Raw genomic sequence first — 19,988 nt, 5'->3', positions numbered from 1 at the left:
GCGCGGCACCAAGCCGAACTCGAAGCGCACGGGCGGCGCGGCGGGCACTATCAGGACGAAGTCGGCGCCACCCAAGACCGCCGAGACCGTACACATCGGCCGCAGGACCGATGTCACTGAAGCTTCCGCACGCCGACGTGCACGAGTGACCATTTAGCTACATAGAGTAGTTTGAGGTGGCATTTCTATGGAAAAGGCGCAATGACAGGGCAACAGAGAGAGAAGGGGAACATGGCAGTGAATCGCGACAGGCTGCGTCGCCGAGGGCGCCGCGCCGTATGGACTACTTTCCTTGGGGCGGGTTTGGCCCTCTCCTTGGGGGCCGCACCCGGGGGTTCCGGTGCCCACGCGCCAACCGGCGGGCAGCAGGCATTCGCCTCCACCGCAACGTGGAAGCCGCCTTCGGGGGTGAGCACAGTGACCGTCCACCTCTACGGCCCCGGCGGAAACGGAGGTGGAGGGGGCGGAGGAGGCGGAGGGGGAGGCGGAGGGGCCTACGCCGGCCTGGGCGGCGGCGGGTATGCGGGAAGCGGTGGTGGCGGCGGTGGTGCCGGCGGCGGAGGAGGAGGCGGAGGAGGCGGCACCTACATCGCCTGCAAGCTGAAACTGGACCCCACCCACACCTACAAGGTGCTCTTCGACAAGCCCGGTTCCGCAGGTGCCCCAGGAGGCGGTGGCGGGGGCGGCAAGGGCGGCGGCCTCATCCTCACTGGCGGTGGCAACGGAACACAGGGGAATGACGGCTCGCAGGCTGACCTAACGCCCAGCCTTGGCTTCTGGGACACCAACCAGGACCCCGGAATCCTCGCCTTTACCCAGGCCGGAGCCCCCGGCGACGGGGGCGGCGGGGGCCCCGCAGGTGGAGGGGCCGGCGACAAAAAGCCTGGGTCGGGTGGGGGCGGAGGCCGGGGCGGCAGCCCCGTCTCCATTCGTAAAACGAGCTCCTGTACCTCGACCACGGCGGCTGCCACGGCCGACAGCAAACCAGGATCAGCCGGCGGGACCGGAGCGGGCGGCCAGAGCGGCGAGAAGGCGAAATTCGGCGCATGCGAGGGCGGGGCCGCCGGACAGCCTGCCGAGCGCGGCGGCAAGGGGGGTTCGCCGGCCAAGACGAAGGACCCTTCCGGAAAGGCACTTCCGGAGGGGGTCGGTCAAGGTGGCGACGGCGGCAAAGGCGGCGCAGGTGGCGGCGGGGGCTGGGGGAGCGGTGGCGGTGAGGGCCATGACGGCCAGTCCGGCAGCAAAGGCATCAAAGGCAGTCCCGGCGGCAAAGGCTACGCGGTCATCACCTGGTAGAGGAGCCCAAGGAGAACCGCTGCTCCGGCAGGAAAGAGAGGTGCTTCTGCCGTCTGGTCGCGGCCCTGCACGACCCATTCCTCAGCAGCGATCACGCTGTGACTGACGTGGAGTCCCGCGGCCGGGCTCCGCGGGGGTCGTCCTCTTCCGCGACCCGCAGCAGCGACGCCGACGCGCGGCCCCCGGGCTGTGCGTATAGCTCGTGGGCCGTCGAGAAAACATGCACGGCCCCACTGAACAACGTCGAAGCCACACACCTGCGGCCGCCACCCCGAAGTCGACTTCCGCCCCGGCCGGTGCGACTGCGGCACGAACGCCTTCGCGACCCGTACCCGGCCGCGAGCCGGATCTCGTACTGACGCTCCCGGACGTAGTCCCGCACCATCCCGTACGAGATCTTCTCCGCACTCTGCTCATCCACCAGCCGGTCGAAGACCCGCTTCGCGGTGTGCCGTTCCTTGGGCGGCGCCCGCAGATCGTCTCGCAGCGTCTCGTCGATCAGCCCCTTGTACGGGTCCAGCCGTGTGGGCCTGGACGGAAGCATCTTCCGGGACTCCTGCCAGGCCGGGGCCAACGCCTTCTGGACCTTGGCGAATCCGACACCGTACTTGTGCTGCAGAGCCCGCTTCGACAGACCCGCACGGGAATCACGGCGGATAGCCGCATACAGCGCGACCTTGGACAACGGAGACATCGACACCCCCTCACAGCGAGGAGCACTGCGATGCTTCCACCGCAACCCCCGCGCCGCTGCCCGAACTCATCCACATCGCTTTGCACGATCAACGGGCGCTTCCAGAACTAGGAACTGAGCAGCAGGGTGGCCAAGGTCACTGTCAGCGGCACGCTCAAGGAGCGTGCGCGCCAGGTCCGCCCTGGCCGGTGCGACCGTCACGGTCTCACCGCGGCCGCCATGCGCCGTGCCAGTGGCGGAGAGATCGTGTTGCGGCGGTGCATCGAGCAGGCACGCCAGACGGTCCGCCGTGTCCAGGGTGACCTCACCCAAGTGGATCTTCCGGTCGTGCACGGTCGGAGGCCCAGCGCTCGGCGTGATCGGGGCTGAGCAGTTCGGTGAGCAGCGGCACGTCGGGGAGACGAGCCGAAGAGACGGCGGCCGGTACGGCAGAGGCCGGGGCTCGCAACGCCAGCAACAGCTGAGCCTGGACGGTGGGGTGGTCCAGCTCGGCCGCGAGCCGGGTGCTGACGTTCGCAGCCGGGCTTCCAGTGTCCGGCGCTGCTCGCGGTGCAACGGCTGCAGGATGGCCGCGGACCATGTGGCAAGCCGGTGCGTGGGCACGACGCGGAGCAGCCCGTGCGCTCCCGCGCGGGCGTCCGGCCACGGATGTGGGGCGGGCGCGAAATCCACCGCGCCTGAAGTGGGCTTCGTCCTGCACAATCCCCGCATGGAGACTGCCGAGTACATAGAGATCCTGGACCGCGAAGGCACCTTGATGGCGGCCGCCGCCGAGGACGCCGGCCTCGACGCCGCCGTGCCCACCTGCCCCGACTGGCAGGTGCGTGATCTGCTGCGGCACACCGGCATGGTGCACCGCTGGGCCGCCGGGTTCGTCGCGGACGCCCACCCCACGTTCCGCCCCTGGCAGGAGCCGGGCGAGCTCGTCGGCGCCGCGCTCCTCGACTGGTTCCGGGAGGGGCACGCCCAGCTCGTCGCCACGCTGCGCGGCGCGCCCGCCGACGTACAGTGCTGGTCGTTCCTGCCCGCGCCGTCGCCCCTCGCGTTCTGGGCGCGGCGGCAGGCGAACGAGACGACGATCCACCGCGTCGACGCCGAGTCCGCGCGCGGCGGTACGCCGTCACCGGTGAGCACGCCGTTCGCGGTGGACGGGATCGACGAACTGCTGCGGGGCTTCCACGCGCGCGCCAAGAGCCGGGTGCGGACGGAGAAGCCGCAAGTGCTGCGCGTGCGGGCCACGGACGCGGACGGCACATGGACGGTACGCCTGTCCGCCGACGTCCCTGCCACCGAGATCGGCGACACTGCGCCCGCCGACTGCGAAGTCGCGGGCCAGTCCGCGTACTTGTATCTCGCCCTGTGGAACCGGCTGCCGTTCCCCCAGGTCACGGGGGACACCACGCTGGCCACGCTGTGGCGCGAGCAGTCCGCGGTCGGCTGAGGTCCAGGGGCGAGCAGGCAGGCGGGCGAACGGGCGGGCGGCGCGGGCCGGTTGCCGTCCGAGGCGCTGTCAGAAGCGCCGCCAGACGTGCTGTCAGAGGCGCTCTCAGAGCAGCTCGGACCGTATGTCCAACGCCCGCTCCCCCGCGTCGTCCGGCCACGCCGCGACCACCTCGCGGAGCATGCCCCGGTGCTCGTCGACCAGGTCCATGGACGTCAGCCCGATGACGCCCTCGACCTGGAGCGGCAGCTCGGCGGCGCGGGCGGCGCGCACGAGGAGGGCGGCCGCCGACGGCGAGGCCAGGTCGAACAGCGCCTTGACCGCGTCCGTGCGTACGTCCATGTCGAGGGAGCCGTCGAAGATCGGTCCCTCCAGTGCGGCGACGACCTCCTCGTCCGGTGTCTCCCACCGCTCGAGGCAGGCCCACGCCGCCTGCACGGCGCGCTCCCGCACCAGGGCCGGAGCGCCGTCCGTCCGCAGCGCGGCGGCCAGGACGCCCGCGTCGCCGGGTCCGGCGAGCTCCTGCACCACGTCGAGCGCGCTCGCGTGACTGGCGCCCGCGCCGGTCGACGGGCTGAGAGCGGCGGCGGACGGCGCCTGCCCGAGGACGTCCCGGGCGACCGCCAGCGCCTCGTCGGCGTGCTCGGCGTCGTCCAGGCCGAAGCGGGTGAGCCCCTCCGCGTGGTGGAAGTGGTCGAGCGCGATGCCCACGGCCACCGGCCGCCCGCTGCGCAGCAGCGCCCGGAACGCGTCCCGGTGGGCCGACTCGCCCGTCGGGGAGCGCAGTTCGCGGTGCGCCGCGCGCAGTTCCGCCGTCTCCGGCTCGCACCCTTCCCAGTACGCGCTGTGCGGGCCCTCTCCCAGCGCGTCGCGGACCTCGTCCCGGGCCCAGGACTCCTCCTCCGCGGGCCAGCTTCCGGCCAGGCGCTCCAGGAGGGCCCGGTGGGCGTAGAAGCGTTTCCCGGACGCCAGCGCGGCGGCGGCCTCCTGCCGCACCCGCCACTCGTCGTCCTCGGTCGCGCGCACGAGGGCCGCGGTGGCCTCGGGCCCGGGGTCGTCGCGCAGCGCGGCGACCTCCTCGACACGCGCCTCGCACGCGTCGAGGCGTGCGACGAGCGCCGCGAGCCGGGGGTCGGGGACCGTGCACTCCTCCTGGTCCTCCAGCAGATAGCGGGCCGCCATCAGGGCGTTCTCGCCCAGGCTGCCCTCCGGCATGCGTTCCAGGACCGCGGCGATCAGCTCGACGGTCTCGGCGGCCTCCGGGGCCTCGGCGTCCAGGCCGCCGCGCTGCAGCACGAGCAGCGCGCTGGCGTGGTTGGCGCCCCGGTTCGTGTGTGCGTCCCCGGGCCACGGCGGCTCACGCAGCAGTTGCCGGGCGACGGCGAACACTTCGTCCTCGTACTCCTCGAAGGCGTTCGCGCCGACGAACCGGCTCGTCATCTCGGCGCGGTCGTAGAAGTCGAGGGCGATGCCGCGGGCGGCCGTGTCGTCGCTGCGGAGCAGCGTCCGGAAGCCCTGCTCGAACTCCTCCGGTGTCGTCGGGGGGTTCAGGGCGTCGTAGGCCCGCTGGAGCTCGGGATCGCCGAACTCGCCGTGCCAGTACCAGGATTGGAACTCGAGCAGGAAGACCGTGGTGAACATCGCGGTATTGGACCATCCGGCACCGGCCGCGCGCGACCGGGATTTTTTTCCGAAGGCCCGCCCCGGGCGGCAACCGTCCGTCAGGCCCCCCGGCCCGTGAGGCCCTTCCGCCCGTGAGGCCCCTCCGCCTGTCAGGCCCTTCCGGCCCGCCGGACCCCGTCAGGCGCCGAAGCCGTCCAGCATCCGCGCCAGCACCGCCCGCTGCACCGGCCGCGCCTCGGCGTGCACGCGGTGGCCCTTGTCGGTCAGGCAGACCCGCACCCCGCGGCGGTCCTCGCTGCACATGCCGCGCTCCACCAGGCCGTCCTTCTCCAGGCGGCCGATGAGGCGGGACAGGGCGCTCTGGCTCAGGTGCACCTGGCAGGCGATCTCCTGGACGCGGAAGGCGTCGTCGCCCTCCTCCGCCTCGCCCGAGGCGAGCACGTCGAGGACCTCGAAGTCGCTGGCGCCCAGGCCGTGCTGGTGCAGCTCGCGGTCCAGCTCGCACTGGGTGCGCGCGTGCACCGCGAGGATGTCCCGCCACTGGTTCACGAGCCCCTGTTCGGCGTCAGTCGCCGTCGGCCCGGCCTTGGTCGCCGCCATGCACGCACGCTAGCAAAGTTCACGCTTTATTGCACATGAATTAAATGCACTTGCATTCAATGCACGCGCATGGAACTCTGCTCCGCATGACTTCTCCGCTCCCTCCTGCCTCCGCGTCCCCGGAGCGCTGGACCCCGCGCCTGTGGGGCACGCTGCTCGTGCTGTGCGCAGCGATGTTCCTGGACGCTCTCGACGTCTCGATGGTCGGCGTGGCCCTGCCGTCCATCGGCTCCGAACTCGACCTGTCCACCTCGTCCCTCCAGTGGGTGGTCAGCGGCTACATCCTGGGATACGGCGGCCTGCTGCTGCTCGGCGGCCGGGCGGCCGACCTGCTCGGCCGGCGCGAGGTGTTCCTGATCGCGCTCGGCGTCTTCGCCCTGACCTCGCTGTTCGGCGGCCTCGTCGACTCCGGTCCGCTGTTGATCGCGAGCCGCTTCGTGAAGGGCCTGAGCGCCGCGTTCACGGCGCCCGCCGGCCTGTCCATCATCACCACGACCTTCGCCGAGGGCCCGGTCCGCAACCGCGCCCTGTCGATCTACACCACCTGCGCCGCCACCGGCTTCTCCCTCGGCCTGGTGCTGTCCGGCGTGCTCACCGAGGTGAGCTGGCGGCTGACCATGCTGCTGCCCGCGCCCATCGCCGTGATCGCGCTCGTCGCCGGGCTCAAGCTGATCCCGCGCTCGCCGCGCGAGGACAAGCGCGGCGGCTACGACGTGCCGGGCGCCGTCACCGGCACGGCGTCGATGCTGCTGCTCGTCTTCACCGTCGTGCAGGCCCCCGAGGTCGGCTGGGCCTCCGCCCGCACGCTGCTGTCCTTCCTGGCCGTGGCCGTGCTGCTCGCCGTGTTCGTCGCCATCGAGCTGCGCACCGCGAGCCCGCTCATCCGCCTCGGCGTCCTGCGCTCCGGGCAGCAGATCCGGGCCCAGATCGGCGCGGTGACGTTCTTCGGCGGCTATGTGTCGTTCCAGTTCATCGCCACGCAGTACCTGCAGTCACTGCTCGGCTGGTCGGCCCTGGAGACCGCCCTCGCCTTCCTGCCCGCGGGCGTGATCGTCGCGCTGTCGGCCACGAAGATCGCCGGAGTCGTCGACCGGTTCGGTACGACGCGCGTCATCGTGACGGGTTTCACGCTGCTCGTGGCGGCGTACGCGCTGTTCCTGCGCATCGACCTGACGCCCACGTACGTCGCCGTCATCCTGCCGTCGATGATCCTGCTCGGCCTCGCCTGCGCCCTGGTCTTCCCCTCGCTCAACATCCAGGCCACCAACGGCGTGGACGACCACGAGCAGGGCATGGTCTCGGGCCTGCTCAACACCTCGATCCAGGTGGGCGGCGCGGTGATCCTCGCGATCACCACCGCCGTCATCACGGCGTCCGACCACGGCTCCGGCGAGGCCGCCGCCTCACCGCAGGCCGTCCTCGACAGCTACCGGCCCGGCCTGGTCCTCGTGACGGCGTTCGCGCTGGCCGGTCTGCTCATCAACCTCACCGGGCTGCGGGCGCGGCGCCGGCAGCAGACGGTCGTCGTCGCGAAGTCGGCGGGCCCGGCGGCAGCCCGCGAGACGCTCCGCGAGACGGCGACGGCCGACGAGCGGGTGACCGTGGGCGACTGACCGCCCCCGCGCGGGCCGTCGCCCGCCGTCCCGTACCCGCCGCGTACGGACTCCCGTACAAGCCGCGTACGCACGCACACCGGATGCCCGGCGGGTTCCTTGCCCGCCGGGCATCCGGCTGTGACACTCGCAGGGGGCAACAGGGGAAGCGGGCAGAGACATGATCAGGACGACTCGGCAGGGGCGGCGCAGTCAGGCCGAGCGGGACGCCATCACGGTGGAGATCGGGTACGCGCTGGTGAGCGCGACCGTCGTGGCGGTCGCCGTCATCGGCGTGGTGGTGGCCGGTCCGGCGATCGCCTTCAGCCTCTCGGAGGGCACGGAACGCGTCCTGCTCGGTGTCGGCTGCACGCTCGCGGCCGTCGTCTTCTTCGTACGCCTCGTCACCGTGCTCTGGCGCTTCAACGCGCGCGAGCAGACGCGCCGCGAGCATGCGCACCGCGGGCAGACGCACCCCGGACAGCCGCGCCGCGAGCAGCCCCGTCGCGAACCCCCTCAGCCCAGCCAGCCCGGCCGTACGAGCCCCGACTCGTAGGCGAGGACGACCAGTTGGGCGCGGTCGCGGGCGCCCAGTTTCACCATCGTGCGGCTCACGTGCGTCTTGGCGGTGAGCGGGCTGACGACGAGGCGGCGGGCGATCTCCTCGTTGGAAAGCCCTATGCCGACCAGGGCCATCACCTCCCGCTCCCGCTCGGTGAGCTCGCCCAGCGTCTCGGCGGCCGCCGGTTCCTTGGAGCGCGCGGCGAACTCCGCGATGAGACGGCGCGTCACCCCGGGGGACAGCAGCGCGTCCCCGTCGACCACCGCCCGTACCGCGCGCAGCAGTTCCTCGGGTTCGGTGTCCTTCACCAGGAACCCGGAGGCGCCGGAGCGGATGGCCTCGAAGACGTACTCGTCGAGTTCGAAGGTGGTGAGCATGACCACCTTCACGCCCTCCAGGTCGGCCTCGCCGGTGATGCGGCGGGTGGCTTCGAGGCCGTCGAGCAGCGGCATGCGGATGTCCATCAGGACCACGTCGGGCCGCAGTTGGCGTACCAGGCGCACAGCCTCCTCCCCGTCCGCCGCCTCGCCCGCGACCTCGATGTCGGCCTGGGCGTCGAGCAGCGCCTTGAAGCCGGCGCGGACCAACGACTGGTCGTCGGCGAGCAGTACGCGGATCACTGATCCTCCTGACGTGGCGTGTCCTGCCTGGACACGGTGCGGGTGGGCAGGACCGCCGTGACGCGGAAGCCGCCGTCCGGGCGCGGGCCCGCCTCGATCGTGCCACCCAGGGCGGCGGCCCGCTCCCGCATTCCGGCGAGTCCGTTGCCGCTGCCGCCCGCGTCGGCGCCGGTGGCGGGGCCGTCGTCGTCGACGCGCAGGGTCACGGCGTCGGGTGCGTGCCGCACCAGGACGCGGGCGGTGCGGGAGCCCGAGTGGCGTACGACGTTCGTCAGGGCCTCCTGGACGATGCGGAACGCGGCCAGGTCGGCGCCGGGCGGCAGGGCGGTGCGGCCGCCTTCGGTGTCGACGGTGACGGTCAGGCCGGTGCTCCTGGCCTGCTCGACGAGCTCGGGCAGGCGGTCGAGGCCGGGGGCGGGGGCGCGCGGGGCGGCGCCGGGGGCGCGGAGGGTGTCCAGGACCTGACGGACCTCGCCGAGCGCCTCCTTGCTCGCGGCCTTGATGGTGGTCAGGGCGGTGCGGGCCTGTTCGGGGTCGGAGTCGAGCAGGGCCAGGCCGACGCCCGCCTGGACGTTGATCACGGAGATGCTGTGGGCGAGTACGTCGTGCAGCTCCCTGGCCATGCGCAGCCGCTCCTCGTCGGCCCGACGCTTGGCCGCGAGCTCCCGCTCGGCGCGCTCCTTGGCCCACTGTTCGCGGCGGGTGCGGGCCAGTTCGGAGACGGCCACGATCGCCACGACCCAGACGGCGACGACCAGTTCCCCGCCCCAGGAGCGGGCCCCGTCACCGCTGGGCGGCAGATACCGGTACAGCCAGTGCGCGACCAGCAGGTGCCCGGCCCACAGCATGCCGACGGCGCCCCAGGCCGCGTACCGGTGTCCCGCGACGATCGCCGCGAAGCAGCCGACGGCGACGGTGACGAGGGCCGGTCCGTACGGATATCCGGCGCCGAGGTAGACCATCACGGTCCCGGCGGCGAAGTACGCCACGGGGACGGGGTGGCGGTGCCGGAACAGCAGGGACACCGTGCCCGCGAGCAGCAGCGCCCGCGCGAAGCCGTCGACCGGCTCGCGGTCGGCCTGGCCGCGCGCCGCGAAGGTGGTGCCGGCCTGCACGAAGAAGGTGAGCACCGCGGTGGTGAGCCAGGGCAGGCGGCGCGTGGCCGCGTCCCCGAGGCGCCACCAGGGCGGGCCCTGACGCCACCACGGCGGGCCCTGACGCCACCATGGCGGGCCGCCCTGCCAGGACCGCGGGCCCTCGCGCCACGACGCCATGCCTTCTCGCCATGAAGACGGTCCCGGGCGCGACGACGGCGGCCCGTCCCCGGCTCGGGACGGACCGCCGCACTTGCGTCCATGCTGCTGTTCCATGCCTGTCACGCTAGACCGCGGACCCGGGGGCGGACGTCCGCCAGGCGTGGCGATCAGGCGTACTCCCGGTGGAGTACGCGACCGCGGAGGGCGCGAGGGCCGGTGGTGCGACCGCCGAGGGCGCGGGTGCCGGTGGTGCGGCGGCTACCGGTCCAGGCGGTTCAGCGCCCGACCGGCCACCGGGTGCGTCCGCACCAGCTCGGCCAGCGTCGTCGAACCGCGGGTGATCTTCGCGAACGCGTTCCACGCGGGCCGGAAGCCCGTGATCGCCGTGTGCAGCAGGCCGGGGCGGCGCTCGAAGACGGTGAGCATGCGGCGGCCGACGCCCATCTCGACGCCCAGGCCCGCCTTGATGGCGAACGCGTAGTTCAGGGCCTGGCGGCGCGCGTCCACCGCGTCGTGCGCCTCGGCGATCCGCACCGCCCACTCCCCCGCGAGCCGCCCGGAGCGCAGCGCGAACGAGATGCCCTCGCGGGTCCACGGCTCCAGCAGGCCCGCCGCGTCCCCGCACACCAGCACGCGCCCGCGCGAGAGGGGCGAGTCGTCGCTGCGGCAGCGCGTGAGGTGGCCGGAGGACAGGCTCGGCTCGAAGCCCGCGAGGCCGAGGCGGGCGATGAAGTCCTCCAAATACCGCTTGGTGGCGGCGCCTTCGCCGCGCGCGGAGATCACGCCGACGGTGAGGGTGTCGCCCTTGGGGAACACCCAGCCGTAACTGCCCGGCATCGGACCCCAGTCGATGAGGACGCGGCCCGCCCAGTCCTCCGCGACCGTCTCGGGCACCGGGATCTCCGCCTCCAGGCCGAGGTCCACCTGGTCGAGCTTCACGCCCACGTGCGCCCCTATGCGGCTCGCGCTGCCGTCTGCGCCGATGACGGCACGGGCCAGGACGGTGTCGCCGTCCTGGAGGACGACGGCGACCGTGCGCCGGTCGGGCACCGCGGGGCCGTGCTGCTCGACGCGCGTCACCGTGGCTCCGGTCCGCAGCTCGGCGCCCGCCTTCTGCGCGTGCTCGACGAGCTGTTGGTCGAACTCGGGGCGGTTGATGAGCCCGAACAGCATGTTCCGCGAGCGGCGGGTGCGGGCGAACTTGCCGTCGAGGGTGAACGTGACCGCCTGCACACGGTCTCTGAAGGGCAGCTCGAACCCCGGCGGCAGCGCGTCGCGCGAGGGGCCGATGATGCCGCCGCCGCACGTCTTGTACCGCGGCAGTTCGGCCTTCTCCAGGATCAGTACGCTGCGTCCGGCGACGGCTGCCGCATAGGCCGCCGAGGCGCCCGCGGGGCCCGCGCCGACCACGACGACGTCCCACACCTGCCGCGCATCGTCCGCTGAGTTCTCGCTGCTCACGTTGGTCTTCCGCTCCCGCTCCCGCTCTGTGGCCGCGCTCGCCGCGCTCTCTCCAGGCATCCTACGGCGCACGCCCTCGCGGACCTCCTGCGGGAGGATCACGGAGACGTGGGAGGATCACCTGCACCCCGTACAACGTCGCACCCACGAGGAGCGTGCCCATGTCCCCGCATCCGATCGCCGAGACCGTCGCCTCTCTCATGCCGAGGGCGAAGGCGGAACTCACCGAACTGGTGGCGTTCAAGTCGGTGGCGGACTTCGAGCAGTACCCGAAGAGCGAGAGCGAGGCCGCCGCGAACTGGGTCGCCGACGCCCTGCGCGCGGAGGGCTTCCAGGACGTCGCACTGCTCGACACCCCGGACGGCACGCAGTCGGTGTACGGCCACCTGCCCGGCCCCGAAGGCGCCCCGACGGTCCTGCTGTACGCGCACTACGACGTGCAGCCGCCGCTCGACGAGGCGGGCTGGGCCACGCCTCCGTTCGAGCTGACGGAGCGCGCCGGCCGCTGGTACGGGCGCGGCAGCGCCGACTGCAAGGGCGGCATCGTCATGCACCTGCTCGCGCTGCGCGCCCTCAAGGCGAACGGCGGGATCCCGGTGCACGTCAAGGTGATCGCGGAGGGCTCGGAGGAGCAGGGCACGGGCGGCCTGGAGCGGTACGCGGAGGAGCACCCGGAGCTGCTGCGCGCGGACACGATCGTCGTCGGTGACGCGGGCAACTTCCGCGTCGGTCTGCCGACGGTGACCGCGACGCTGCGCGGCATGACCCTCGTACGCGTCCGGATCGACACCCTCGAAGGCAACCTGCACTCCGGTCAGTTCGGCGGCGCCGCGCCGGACGCGCTGGCGGCGCTGGTGCGCGTCCTCGACTCGCTGCGCGCCGAGGACGGCTCGACGACGATCGACGGCCTGGACGCCGACGGCGTGTGGGAGGGCCTGCAGTACACGGAGGCGGACTTCCGCAGGGACGCCAAGGTCCTCGACGGCGTGGGACTCGTCGGCGACGGCACGGTCGCCGACCGCATCTGGGCCCGCCCGGCCGTGACGGTGCTCGGCATCGACTGCCCGCCGGTGATCGGCGCGACGCCGTCAGTGCAGGCGGGCGCGCGGGCGCTGATCAGCCTGCGGGTGCCGCCGGGCATGGACGCGGCCGACGCCACCAAGCTCCTCCGGGCCCACCTGGAGGCGCACACGCCGTGGGGCGCGCGCGTCATCACGGAGCAGATCGGCCAGGGTCAGGCGTTCCGCGCGGACACCACAAGCCCCGCCTACGAGGCGATGGCCGCGGCGCTCAGCGAGGCCTACGACGGCAAGGAGATGCAGGCCGCGGGCATGGGCGGCTCGATCCCGCTGTGCAACACGCTGGCCGCCCTCTACCCGGAGGCGGAGATCCTCCTGATCGGCCTGAACGAGCCCGAGGCGCAGATCCACGCGGTCAACGAGAGCGTGTCCCCCGAGGAGCTGGAGCGGATGTCGGTAGCGGAGGCGCTGTTCCTGCGGCGGTACGCGGCGGCGAGCTGACCCGGTCGGCGGCGATCCGGTCAACTCGTGCGCGCTCCAGGGCCGCGTGTTCGGAAGTCGCGTACAGAAGGTGCCGTACCCCCCATCCCTGCCCCGCGGACACGGCCACCAAGTCCGCGTCTGCCACGAGCAGAACGTGTACGCCCATGGCTGACCCCACTGGTCCGGGGCGGCGCGGTGTTCCTACGGTCGCGGCATGAACCAGATCGAGATCACCCAGGTCCTCCCCCGGCTCCACCTTCTGCGCTTCGCCGTCGGGCAGGCCTATCTGTGGCGTGACGACGAGGAGTTGACGCTCGTCGAAGCGGGCCTGCCCGGCTCCGGACAGCAGCTCGCGGACGCGATCACCGGGCTCGGGCTGCACCCCGGCGACGTACGCCGTGTCGTGCTCACGCACTTCCACGGGGACCACTCGGGCGGCGCGGGCGAGTTCGCGGCCCTCAGCGGTGCCACGGTGTACGCGCACCACCTGGACGCGCCGATGGTGCGGGGCGAGGTCCCCGGCCCCGCGCCGGTGATGGAGGACTGGGAGGAGCCGCTCTACGAGCAGGTGACGAAGATCGCGCCGAAGGCGACCGAGCGGCGGGAGTACGCCGCCGAGCTCCAGGAGGTCACGGACGGCGACGTCCTCGGGTTCGGCGGGGGCGCGCGCGTCGTGGGAGCCCCGGGCCACACGGAAGGCAGCGTCGGCCTGCATCTGCCGGAGCACGGCGTGCTGTTCACGGGGGACGCCGTCGCCGCCATGCCCGGGACCGGTGTCATGCTCGGCGTCTTCAACCAGGACCGGACTCGGGCCGTCAAGTCCTTCCACCGGCTCGCCGCGCTGGAGGCGGACGTGGCGTGCTTCGGGCACGGCGATCCGGTGGAGCGGGACGCGTCGGCGGTGCTGCGGGCGTCGGCGGAGCGGTACGGGGACTGACTCCTGACGAGAACTGAACTCCGGACGGGGACTGGCTTCTGGCAGGGCTTCTGACGGGGACTGGCTGACGCCTGCTCGGATGGCGTTCCGGCGGGCCCCGGAGGAGGCCTGACGGGCCGTCCGCCGCTGCCTCTCGGCGGTGACCGCGTGACTCAGCCGCCGACCGGCTCCCCGGCCTCCAGGTACAGCGCCGCGCCCCGCTCCCGCGCGCGCAGCGCCCAGCGCAGCCGCTCGTAGCGCACGGGCGGCAGGAGCTGCGCGGCCTCCTCCTCGGTGACGAAACGCCAGCCGCGCAGTTCGGGGCCGGGCAGCAGCAGACTCCGGGCGACGGCGCTGTCGAGGCGGCCGCCGTCGAAGAGCAGCCGCATGCCGCCGTAGCCGGGCGGCGCGGGCGGCTCCCAGTCGGCGACCAGCAGGCGGGGCGTCGTGGTGAGCCGGATGCCGGTCTCCTCGGCGACCTCGCGCACGCCCGCGCTCGCGGGGGCCTCGCCCGGCTCCACCACGCCGCCGGGGAACTCCCAGCCCGCCTTGTACGTCGGGTCGACGAGCAGCACCCGGTCCTGCTCGTCGAAGAGCAGCACCCCGGCGGCGAGCGTCTCGGCGGTGGGCTCGGGGGTCTGCACGATCTCGGACACGGCGGCGGCTCCGGAGCGCACGGCCTCGGCGATGCGCTCGGCGGTCTCGTACGGGCTCAGGGAGCTGTTGTCCACGCGGTGGGCGTCCGCGCCGAGCCAGGCGGCGAGTGCGGCGTAGTAGGGCTCGATGTGGTCGAACGACCACTGGCGGACGCGCAGTTCACCGTCGGGGACGTCGGGGGGGACCTCGCGGCCCGCGATACGCGCACGCAGGATCGTTTCGTCCGGAGCGAGCAGGACGTGGCGTACGGGTATGCGGCGAGCGGCGAGGCCGCCGAATATCTCGTCGCGGTACTCCTGGCGCAGCAGCGTCATCGGCACCACCAGTACGCCGCCGACCTCGGCGAGCAGCCCGGCCGCCGTGTCGACCACCAGGCGCCGCCAGATCGGCAGGTCCTGGAAGTCGCTCACCTCGGCGAGGTGCTTGGCCGGCAGCAGGTGCGGCAGGGCGCCGCCGATGACCTCAGGGTCGAAGAGTGTGCTGTTCGGGATCAGCTCGATCAGTTCTCGCGCGGTGCTGGTCTTGCCCGCACCGAACGTGCCGTTGATCCAGACGATCACGGTTCCCCCTCTTCTGTTGGCCCCCTGTGGCTTGCCCGCAACACACTGCCACGGAAACCAGGCGCTGATGAGGGCCGCCGTTCTCGGGCCGAAAGCCAACCCATCACGTCAAGAGTCTTGCGCCAACTTCCCCCCATCGAGTGGCAGCGCTCCCTTGCGAATCGTTCCCGCACTGCGGGGCGGAGCCCTGCCCGATACGGTGATCCGCCAGGCACCCCGGCCCCTGGTGACCTCCTCGTTCCGGTTGCCTCACGGCAGCCGCCCCCGGCCTCGCGCACCGGCCGGGGCCCGCCCTGGGGGGATTAGTGCATCAGGACGAACTGAGCGAATTCGCTTGTGAGATCCCGGAGTTACCACCCCGGGTGTACGAGATCGGGGACGCCGCCGTCGTGGAGCTGCACGGCGACGTGGACCTCGTGGGATTCCAGCGTGCGATCCCCGTGCTCGACCCGGTGACGGCGGGCACCGCCCGCACCGTCGTGGTCGACCTGACCTGTGCCACGTTCCTCGACTGCTCGGGCCTGTCCCTGCTGATGCGCGCCCGGCGCCGCGTCAGCTCCAGGGGTGCCCGGCTGCGGGTGGTGTGCACGGATCCGATGTCGCTGCGCGTCATGGGCATCACCGGCCTCAAGGCGACGCTGTCGCCGGTGGCGTCGGTACGGGAGGCGCTGGCGCTGGCCGAGCCGGAGTCGTGACCGGGGCCGGGCCGGGGGCGGCCCCGTCTGCCCCCGGCCCGGCCCGGTCCGGCCGCGTCGCTACCGCGAAGAGGCGGCCGCGCGTGCGGCGTGGACGGTTGCCGGTCGGCAGGAGGGTGTGAGGTGTCGGCCGGTCGGCCGACGGCGGCGAATCGCGAGCACCTCGGCGGTGTGAAAGGGTGGAAAAGCGTCGAAACCTGGCCCTGTCGGCCCTCCGGCGCCGTCCCGCCCGTGACCCCACCCGTGAGAGGAGCGCGGCCATGTCCTCGAAGCGACGCCGCAAGAAGAAGGCCCGCCGCAAGCACGCGGCCAACCACGGCAAGCGGCCGCAGTCCTGAATCGTGCCCTGTCCGGTAGTCGTGCCGGTGGGCTCAGCCCAGTGACTGCTCCAGTGACTGCTCCAGCACCGCCCTGGCCGACTCGGGGTTCTCGCGCCACGCCCGCCACGCCTCGGTGACGGCGAGGATGCGTGTCATCGCGTCGTCCAGGCTCAGCGACTCACGGCCCACCGCCTCCCGCAGCACGACCACGGCGGCCACGAAGCCTTCCCGGCCGCTGTTCGAGAGGTACGTGAGGGCAAGCGCCGGGTCCGCGTCGGTGCCCGCCCTCACCGACTCTGCCAACGGCTCCAACCACCGGGCCCACCGGTCGTACGACGTCTCACCGGGACGTACGGCCTCGGCGACGAACGGCTCCAAGGCGTGCTTGAGCCGCGCCTCATAGGACTCGGAACGTGGCTCCACCCACGCGTACTCCGCCGCGAAGTGCTCCCACTCCACGTACCGGCACAGCTCCTCCGCCCAGTCGGGGCCCGGCGGGCGCAGCCCGTCCTCGCCCGCGTGCACGAAGGCCGCGCGGACCGTCTCGTAGTCGGGCGGGGTGTGCTCGGCGAGCAGCACCGCGTCGTAGAGGTCCTTGCCCTGCGGGTGCATGTCGTTGGTCAGCCACAGCAACTTCCAGGCCAGCGACAAGCCCGGCGAGGCGGCGAGCACGGTGCTTGCGGGACCGTCGCCGAGAGGGCGCAGACGGGTGCGTGCGGGCGGCACCGGCATCGTCTCGTTGAAGACCAGGTCGAGCTGGACCGTGCCGCCCGCCGTGCCCGCCGCCGTCCACGGCAGCAGCATGCGCCGGCCCGGCACACGGTCGTACGTCCAGATGTCCTCGGTGACCATCCCCGCCGCGTGGATCCGGACGGGCCCCACGGCGCTCGCCGCCTCGGCGTCCCGTGCGACGTCCCCGAACAGCGTGGCCACGCGGGGATCGTCCAGGGACAGGTCCCTCGGTACGACGACGAAGTCCAGGTCACCCGGGTCGCGCGCCGCGTCCCCGCACCAGGTGGCCATCAACACGCTGCCGCGCAGCACCAGATGACCGGCCCAGGGCCCGCCGGCGATCGCGGCGAGCACGGTGTCGAGCGCCGTACGCCGGGCGCGGTGCCAGGCCTGTGCGGCCTCCGGGTGGGTGAAGCGGGGCTCGCCCGCGCGGTAGGCGTTCGCGAACTGCTTGAGGGCGGGGTCGAAGACGGCCGGGTGCTCGATGCCCTCGGGGGCGGACAGCAGGGTGCTCGGCAAGCTGCTGCGCCGCCGTGTCTCCGCGCCGGGCTCGGCGTGGGGGACGAGGGTGCCGGGGACCCACATCCCGGTCCACGCGGCGTCGGGGTCCGACGGCGGCTGCCCCGGCGTCGAGGAAGAATCACGGGGTGTCGGTGGCGTCGTGGTCACAGTGCGGGCTCCGGTTCCATCCAGCCGTCGTCCAGGCCGAGGTTGGTGTCGTACAGCACGAACTCCCGCTCCACTTCCAGGACATGGAGCGAGGCCGCGCGCAGGTCGGTGAGGAGTGCGGACAGGCGATGTTCGGCGGTGGCGCGGCCCACGCCGTGGCAGCGCTGGGTGACGAACCGCTCCTCGCGGCCGTCCGCGCGGGTGCGCCGCGCGTTCCAGGAGACGTGCGCCGCGTGCGGGACGGCCGGCTTCTCCAGTCCGGCCCGGTCGTGGTCGGCCGCGAGCAGCAGCTTCACATGGTGCTCGAAGTGCTGTGCGCGCCCGAGGCCGGCCGCCGCCCGGTCGTCCTGCGGCACGCCGTCGACCCAGGGCGCCGCCTCCGCCTTGACCCGCACCGCCCGGAAGCCGTCCCGGGCGAGCTCGGCCACGACGCCTTCGGCGATGTCCAGTTGCCCCGCGAGGGTCCCCCTGCCGCGCAGGCTGAGCATCGGCTGCGAAGGCGTCGCGCCGCGGGCGAGGACGATGTGTGCGAAGCCGATCCCCCGCGCGGCCGCCCACCGCGCGAGCCGGGCGGTCTCCCTCGGGCAGTCCACGGTGATGTGGGTCTCCAGCTCGCCGTGGACGTCCGGTATGCGCGGAGCGGCCACGCCCCCGTACGCATGTCGCTGATCGTGCATGCGCACAGCCTCGCAGCCCGAACGCGGGGGCGACCAGGCAATATCGCTCAGCCTTTGCTGGAGCCCAGGATCAGTCCCGCGATGAAGTGCCGCTGCAGCAGCTGGCACACGTCCTCGGCCGTGCTGATCGCTCAGCTGGTCCGCAGCGTCGCGGTGGCGATCTCCAGGAAGTCGCGCAGCAGCTTCTCCCGCCGGTCCGCGAGGATCGCCAGGCACCGCTGGACGTCCGGGGCGTCCGTGACAGGGAGGAGGGCGAGATCGGGTCGGGGGTAGGACCGCGCGACGCTCAGCGGGACGAGTGCGATGCCGTGTCCGGAGGCGATGAGCTCGAACTTCTCCTCCAGTGAAGACGTTCGACGCGTCGGCGCGTCGAGCATCCGCTCGCCGTCGAGGTCGGCGGAGGTGAGCTCCTGACGGCACGTCAGCGGGTGTGCGGCGGGCATGCAGGCGACCCGGGGCTCGCGGCCGATGGGGATGGTGTGCAACCCCGAGTCGTCGAACGGCCGCCGTAGGTACCCGACTTGGGCCCGACCGTCCCGGAGCGGCGCGTCCTGCTCCCACCAGCGCGCCGGGACGACGTCGGTCTCGACGTCAGGGTGGCGCGAGGTGAACGCCCGGAGCGCATCCGCCACATGCAGCCCCGGGGAGAAGGCAACGACGAGCCGTTGGACGCTCCGCTCGACGTCGTGCACGCGCCGCACCGCCGCAGTGACCGCCGCGAGGATCCCCGGGGCCTCCTCGTAGAGCTGCTTGCCGGCGGCGGTCAACTCCACGCTGCGGGTGGTCCGTACGAGCAGAGCGCACTGCAACTCCTGCTCGAAGACCCTGATCTGACGGCTGAGAACCGGCTGCGCGATGTACAACTGGGCTGCCGCTCGCCCGAAGTGCCGGTGCTCGGCCACCGCGACGAAGTAGCGGAGCTTGCGGAGGTCGAGATCCATGCCTTGAAGGTATCAATCGCCGGGAAGGGTATTGGACGGTGCGAGGAGGCGCCCCGAGACTCGAGACATGATCGTCATTACTGCTCCCACCGGCCAGATCGGCGGCCGGCTCCTGGACATCCTGCTCAGCGAGGCTCCCACTCGCGGGGAAGAGCTGCGCGTCGTCGTGCGCGACCCCGCGAAGCTCCCCGACGCCGTCCGCGCCCGCGTCGACGTCGACGTCGTCACCGGCTCGCACGGCGACGCGGCGGTAGTCGACCGCGCCTTCGCCGGCGCGGACGCCGTCTTCTGGCTGGTCCCGTCGGCCCCACGGGCACCGCTGAGCCTGGACGCCGTGTACACCGGCTTCACCCGCGCGGCCGCGAAGGCGTTCACGGCCCACGGCGTCGGGCACGTCGTCGGCGTCTCGGCGCTCGGCCGCGGTACTCGCGTCGCCGACCGCGCCGGGCATGTGACGGCGTCCCTGGCCATGGACGACCTCATCGCCGGTACGGGCGTGGCCTACCGGGCGCTCGCGAACCCGACCTTCATGGACAACCTGCTGTGGCAGGCGGCGTCGATCCGCGATCACGGCGTGTTCACCGGCACCGTCACCGCCGACCGCAAAGCGCCGGTGGCCGCGACCCGTGACATCGCCGCGGCCGCCGCCGGCCTGCTGCTGGACCGATCGTGGGCGGGGACGGGCGAGGTCCCGGTCCTGGGCCCCGAAGACCTCTCGGCGAACGACATGGCGCGCATCATGTCCGAGGTGCTGGGCCGCCCGGTCCGCTACGCCTGGCAGTCGCTCGACGACTTCCGCGCCGCACTGGCCGGACGCGGCATCGGGGACGCACTCGTGGAGGGCTACGTCGACATGATGCGCTCCAAGGACCAGGGTCTCGACGACGGCGTGCGGCGCACCGCTCACACCGCGAGCCCGACGAGCTTCCGCCAGTGGTGCGAGGAGGTGCTCAAGCCGGTGGTCCAGACATGAATGCCGAGACCGCCCGCACGCGGCCCTGTCGAGCGGAGGTCCCTCGTCGACGCAGCGAGATTCGTGGCGAAGCCGCACGATCGGGTGGCGATCCGACGCCCTGATCCCCGGCTCGTCCTCTCCTGTCTCGTGCGCTCGCCCACCGTTGAACTTTCCGTCATGGAAAGTACATGCCACGATGGCAAGCAACGACTGAGGGAG

18 protein-coding genes are annotated in these 19,988 nt (G+C 72.6%); 8 read left to right on the top strand and 10 right to left on the bottom strand.

Translation table 11 applies throughout. From position 1 onward, the window contains the following. Window positions 1–1,387: 1,387 nt before the first annotated feature. A complete protein-coding gene (locus tag AC0KTA_RS35550; RefSeq protein ID WP_481052300.1) occupies window positions 1,388–1,990 on the bottom strand; it encodes a hypothetical protein in 603 nt (200 codons plus the stop codon). A 709-nt stretch (window positions 1,991–2,699) separates the two neighbouring features. Here AC0KTA_RS35550 and AC0KTA_RS35545 point away from each other — a divergent pair. Beyond that, window positions 2,700–3,431, top strand: coding sequence for a maleylpyruvate isomerase family mycothiol-dependent enzyme (locus AC0KTA_RS35545; protein ID WP_481052299.1), 732 nt, complete (start codon window positions 2,700–2,702; stop codon window positions 3,429–3,431). Between the two features lie 105 nt (window positions 3,432–3,536). Here the strand turns inward: AC0KTA_RS35545 and AC0KTA_RS35540 are convergent, their stop codons facing one another. Both AC0KTA_RS35540 and AC0KTA_RS35535 read right to left on the bottom strand, forming a co-directional pair. Next, window positions 3,537–5,072, bottom strand: coding sequence for a hypothetical protein (locus tag AC0KTA_RS35540; RefSeq protein WP_481052298.1), 1,536 nt, complete (start codon window positions 5,070–5,072; stop codon window positions 3,537–3,539). A gap of 159 nt (window positions 5,073–5,231) precedes the next feature. Then, window positions 5,232–5,654 (bottom strand): MarR family winged helix-turn-helix transcriptional regulator, encoded by a 423-nt coding sequence (locus AC0KTA_RS35535; RefSeq protein WP_481052297.1) that lies wholly within the window; start codon window positions 5,652–5,654, stop codon window positions 5,232–5,234. Between the two features lie 86 nt (window positions 5,655–5,740). Between AC0KTA_RS35535 and AC0KTA_RS35530 the strand changes: the two genes are divergently transcribed. Both AC0KTA_RS35530 and AC0KTA_RS35525 read left to right on the top strand, forming a co-directional pair. Then, the gene (locus AC0KTA_RS35530; RefSeq protein WP_481052296.1) at window positions 5,741–7,267 is read left to right on the top strand and encodes an MFS transporter; all 1,527 of its coding nucleotides are present in this window, start codon (window positions 5,741–5,743) and stop codon (window positions 7,265–7,267) included. A gap of 160 nt (window positions 7,268–7,427) precedes the next feature. Continuing rightward, window positions 7,428–7,802 (top strand): DUF6332 family protein, encoded by a 375-nt coding sequence (locus AC0KTA_RS35525; RefSeq protein WP_481052295.1) that lies wholly within the window; start codon window positions 7,428–7,430, stop codon window positions 7,800–7,802. Here AC0KTA_RS35525 and AC0KTA_RS35520 read toward each other — a convergent pair. From AC0KTA_RS35520 to AC0KTA_RS35510, 3 genes are all read right to left on the bottom strand, one after another. Further along, a complete protein-coding gene (locus AC0KTA_RS35520) occupies window positions 7,763–8,428 on the bottom strand; it encodes a response regulator (RefSeq protein ID WP_481052294.1) in 666 nt (221 codons plus the stop codon). The genes AC0KTA_RS35525 and AC0KTA_RS35520 overlap by 40 nt on opposite strands. Next, entirely contained in the window at window positions 8,425–9,702 is a 1,278-nt protein-coding gene (locus AC0KTA_RS35515; RefSeq protein ID WP_481052293.1) for a sensor histidine kinase, read from the bottom strand. The genes AC0KTA_RS35520 and AC0KTA_RS35515 overlap by 4 nt, the downstream gene beginning before the upstream one ends. 240 nt (window positions 9,703–9,942) lie before the next feature. Next, window positions 9,943–11,145 (bottom strand): geranylgeranyl reductase family protein, encoded by a 1,203-nt coding sequence (locus AC0KTA_RS35510; RefSeq protein ID WP_481056678.1) that lies wholly within the window; start codon window positions 11,143–11,145, stop codon window positions 9,943–9,945. Between the two features lie 161 nt (window positions 11,146–11,306). Between AC0KTA_RS35510 and AC0KTA_RS35505 the strand changes: the two genes are divergently transcribed. After that, window positions 11,307–12,665, top strand: coding sequence for a M20/M25/M40 family metallo-hydrolase (locus AC0KTA_RS35505; protein ID WP_481052292.1), 1,359 nt, complete (start codon window positions 11,307–11,309; stop codon window positions 12,663–12,665). A gap of 196 nt (window positions 12,666–12,861) precedes the next feature. Next, complete coding sequence (locus tag AC0KTA_RS35500) at window positions 12,862–13,584, top strand: MBL fold metallo-hydrolase (RefSeq protein WP_481052291.1); 723 nt, start codon at window positions 12,862–12,864, stop codon at window positions 13,582–13,584. 152 nt (window positions 13,585–13,736) lie between these two features. Here the strand turns inward: AC0KTA_RS35500 and AC0KTA_RS35495 are convergent, their stop codons facing one another. Then, complete coding sequence (locus tag AC0KTA_RS35495) at window positions 13,737–14,780, bottom strand: NUDIX hydrolase (RefSeq protein ID WP_481052290.1); 1,044 nt, start codon at window positions 14,778–14,780, stop codon at window positions 13,737–13,739. A 362-nt stretch (window positions 14,781–15,142) separates the two neighbouring features. Here AC0KTA_RS35495 and AC0KTA_RS35490 point away from each other — a divergent pair, with 362 nt between their 5' ends. Further along, on the top strand, window positions 15,143–15,475 hold the full coding sequence (locus AC0KTA_RS35490; RefSeq protein WP_481052289.1) for an STAS domain-containing protein: 333 nt from the start codon (window positions 15,143–15,145) through the stop codon (window positions 15,473–15,475). Window positions 15,476–15,654: 179 nt separating this feature from the next. Beyond that, window positions 15,655–15,813: a hypothetical protein gene (locus AC0KTA_RS35485; RefSeq protein ID WP_481052288.1), complete on the top strand. Its 159-nt coding sequence runs from the start codon at window positions 15,655–15,657 to the stop codon at window positions 15,811–15,813. 33 nt (window positions 15,814–15,846) lie between these two features. Here the strand turns inward: AC0KTA_RS35485 and AC0KTA_RS35480 are convergent, their stop codons facing one another. From AC0KTA_RS35480 to AC0KTA_RS35470, 3 genes are all read right to left on the bottom strand, one after another. After that, window positions 15,847–17,196 carry a nucleotidyl transferase AbiEii/AbiGii toxin family protein gene (locus AC0KTA_RS35480; protein WP_481052287.1) on the bottom strand — a complete coding sequence of 450 codons (1,350 nt, stop codon included), beginning with the start codon at window positions 17,194–17,196 and terminating at the stop codon, window positions 15,847–15,849. Next, window positions 17,193–17,873, bottom strand: coding sequence for a hypothetical protein (locus AC0KTA_RS35475; RefSeq protein WP_481052286.1), 681 nt, complete (start codon window positions 17,871–17,873; stop codon window positions 17,193–17,195). The genes AC0KTA_RS35480 and AC0KTA_RS35475 overlap by 4 nt, the downstream gene beginning before the upstream one ends. 131 nt (window positions 17,874–18,004) lie before the next feature. Next, window positions 18,005–18,814: a LysR family transcriptional regulator gene (locus tag AC0KTA_RS35470; protein WP_481052285.1), complete on the bottom strand. Its 810-nt coding sequence runs from the start codon at window positions 18,812–18,814 to the stop codon at window positions 18,005–18,007. Between the two features lie 67 nt (window positions 18,815–18,881). Here AC0KTA_RS35470 and AC0KTA_RS35465 point away from each other — a divergent pair, with 67 nt between their 5' ends. Then, window positions 18,882–19,787 (top strand): NAD(P)H-binding protein, encoded by a 906-nt coding sequence (locus AC0KTA_RS35465; RefSeq protein ID WP_481052284.1) that lies wholly within the window; start codon window positions 18,882–18,884, stop codon window positions 19,785–19,787. Window positions 19,788–19,988 lie beyond the last annotated feature (201 nt).

The sequence above is a fragment of the Streptomyces sp. Y309 genome, assembly GCF_056712025.1.
The sequence above is the reverse complement of the archived record's forward strand: the minus strand, read 5'-3'. Positions and strand labels throughout refer to the sequence as shown.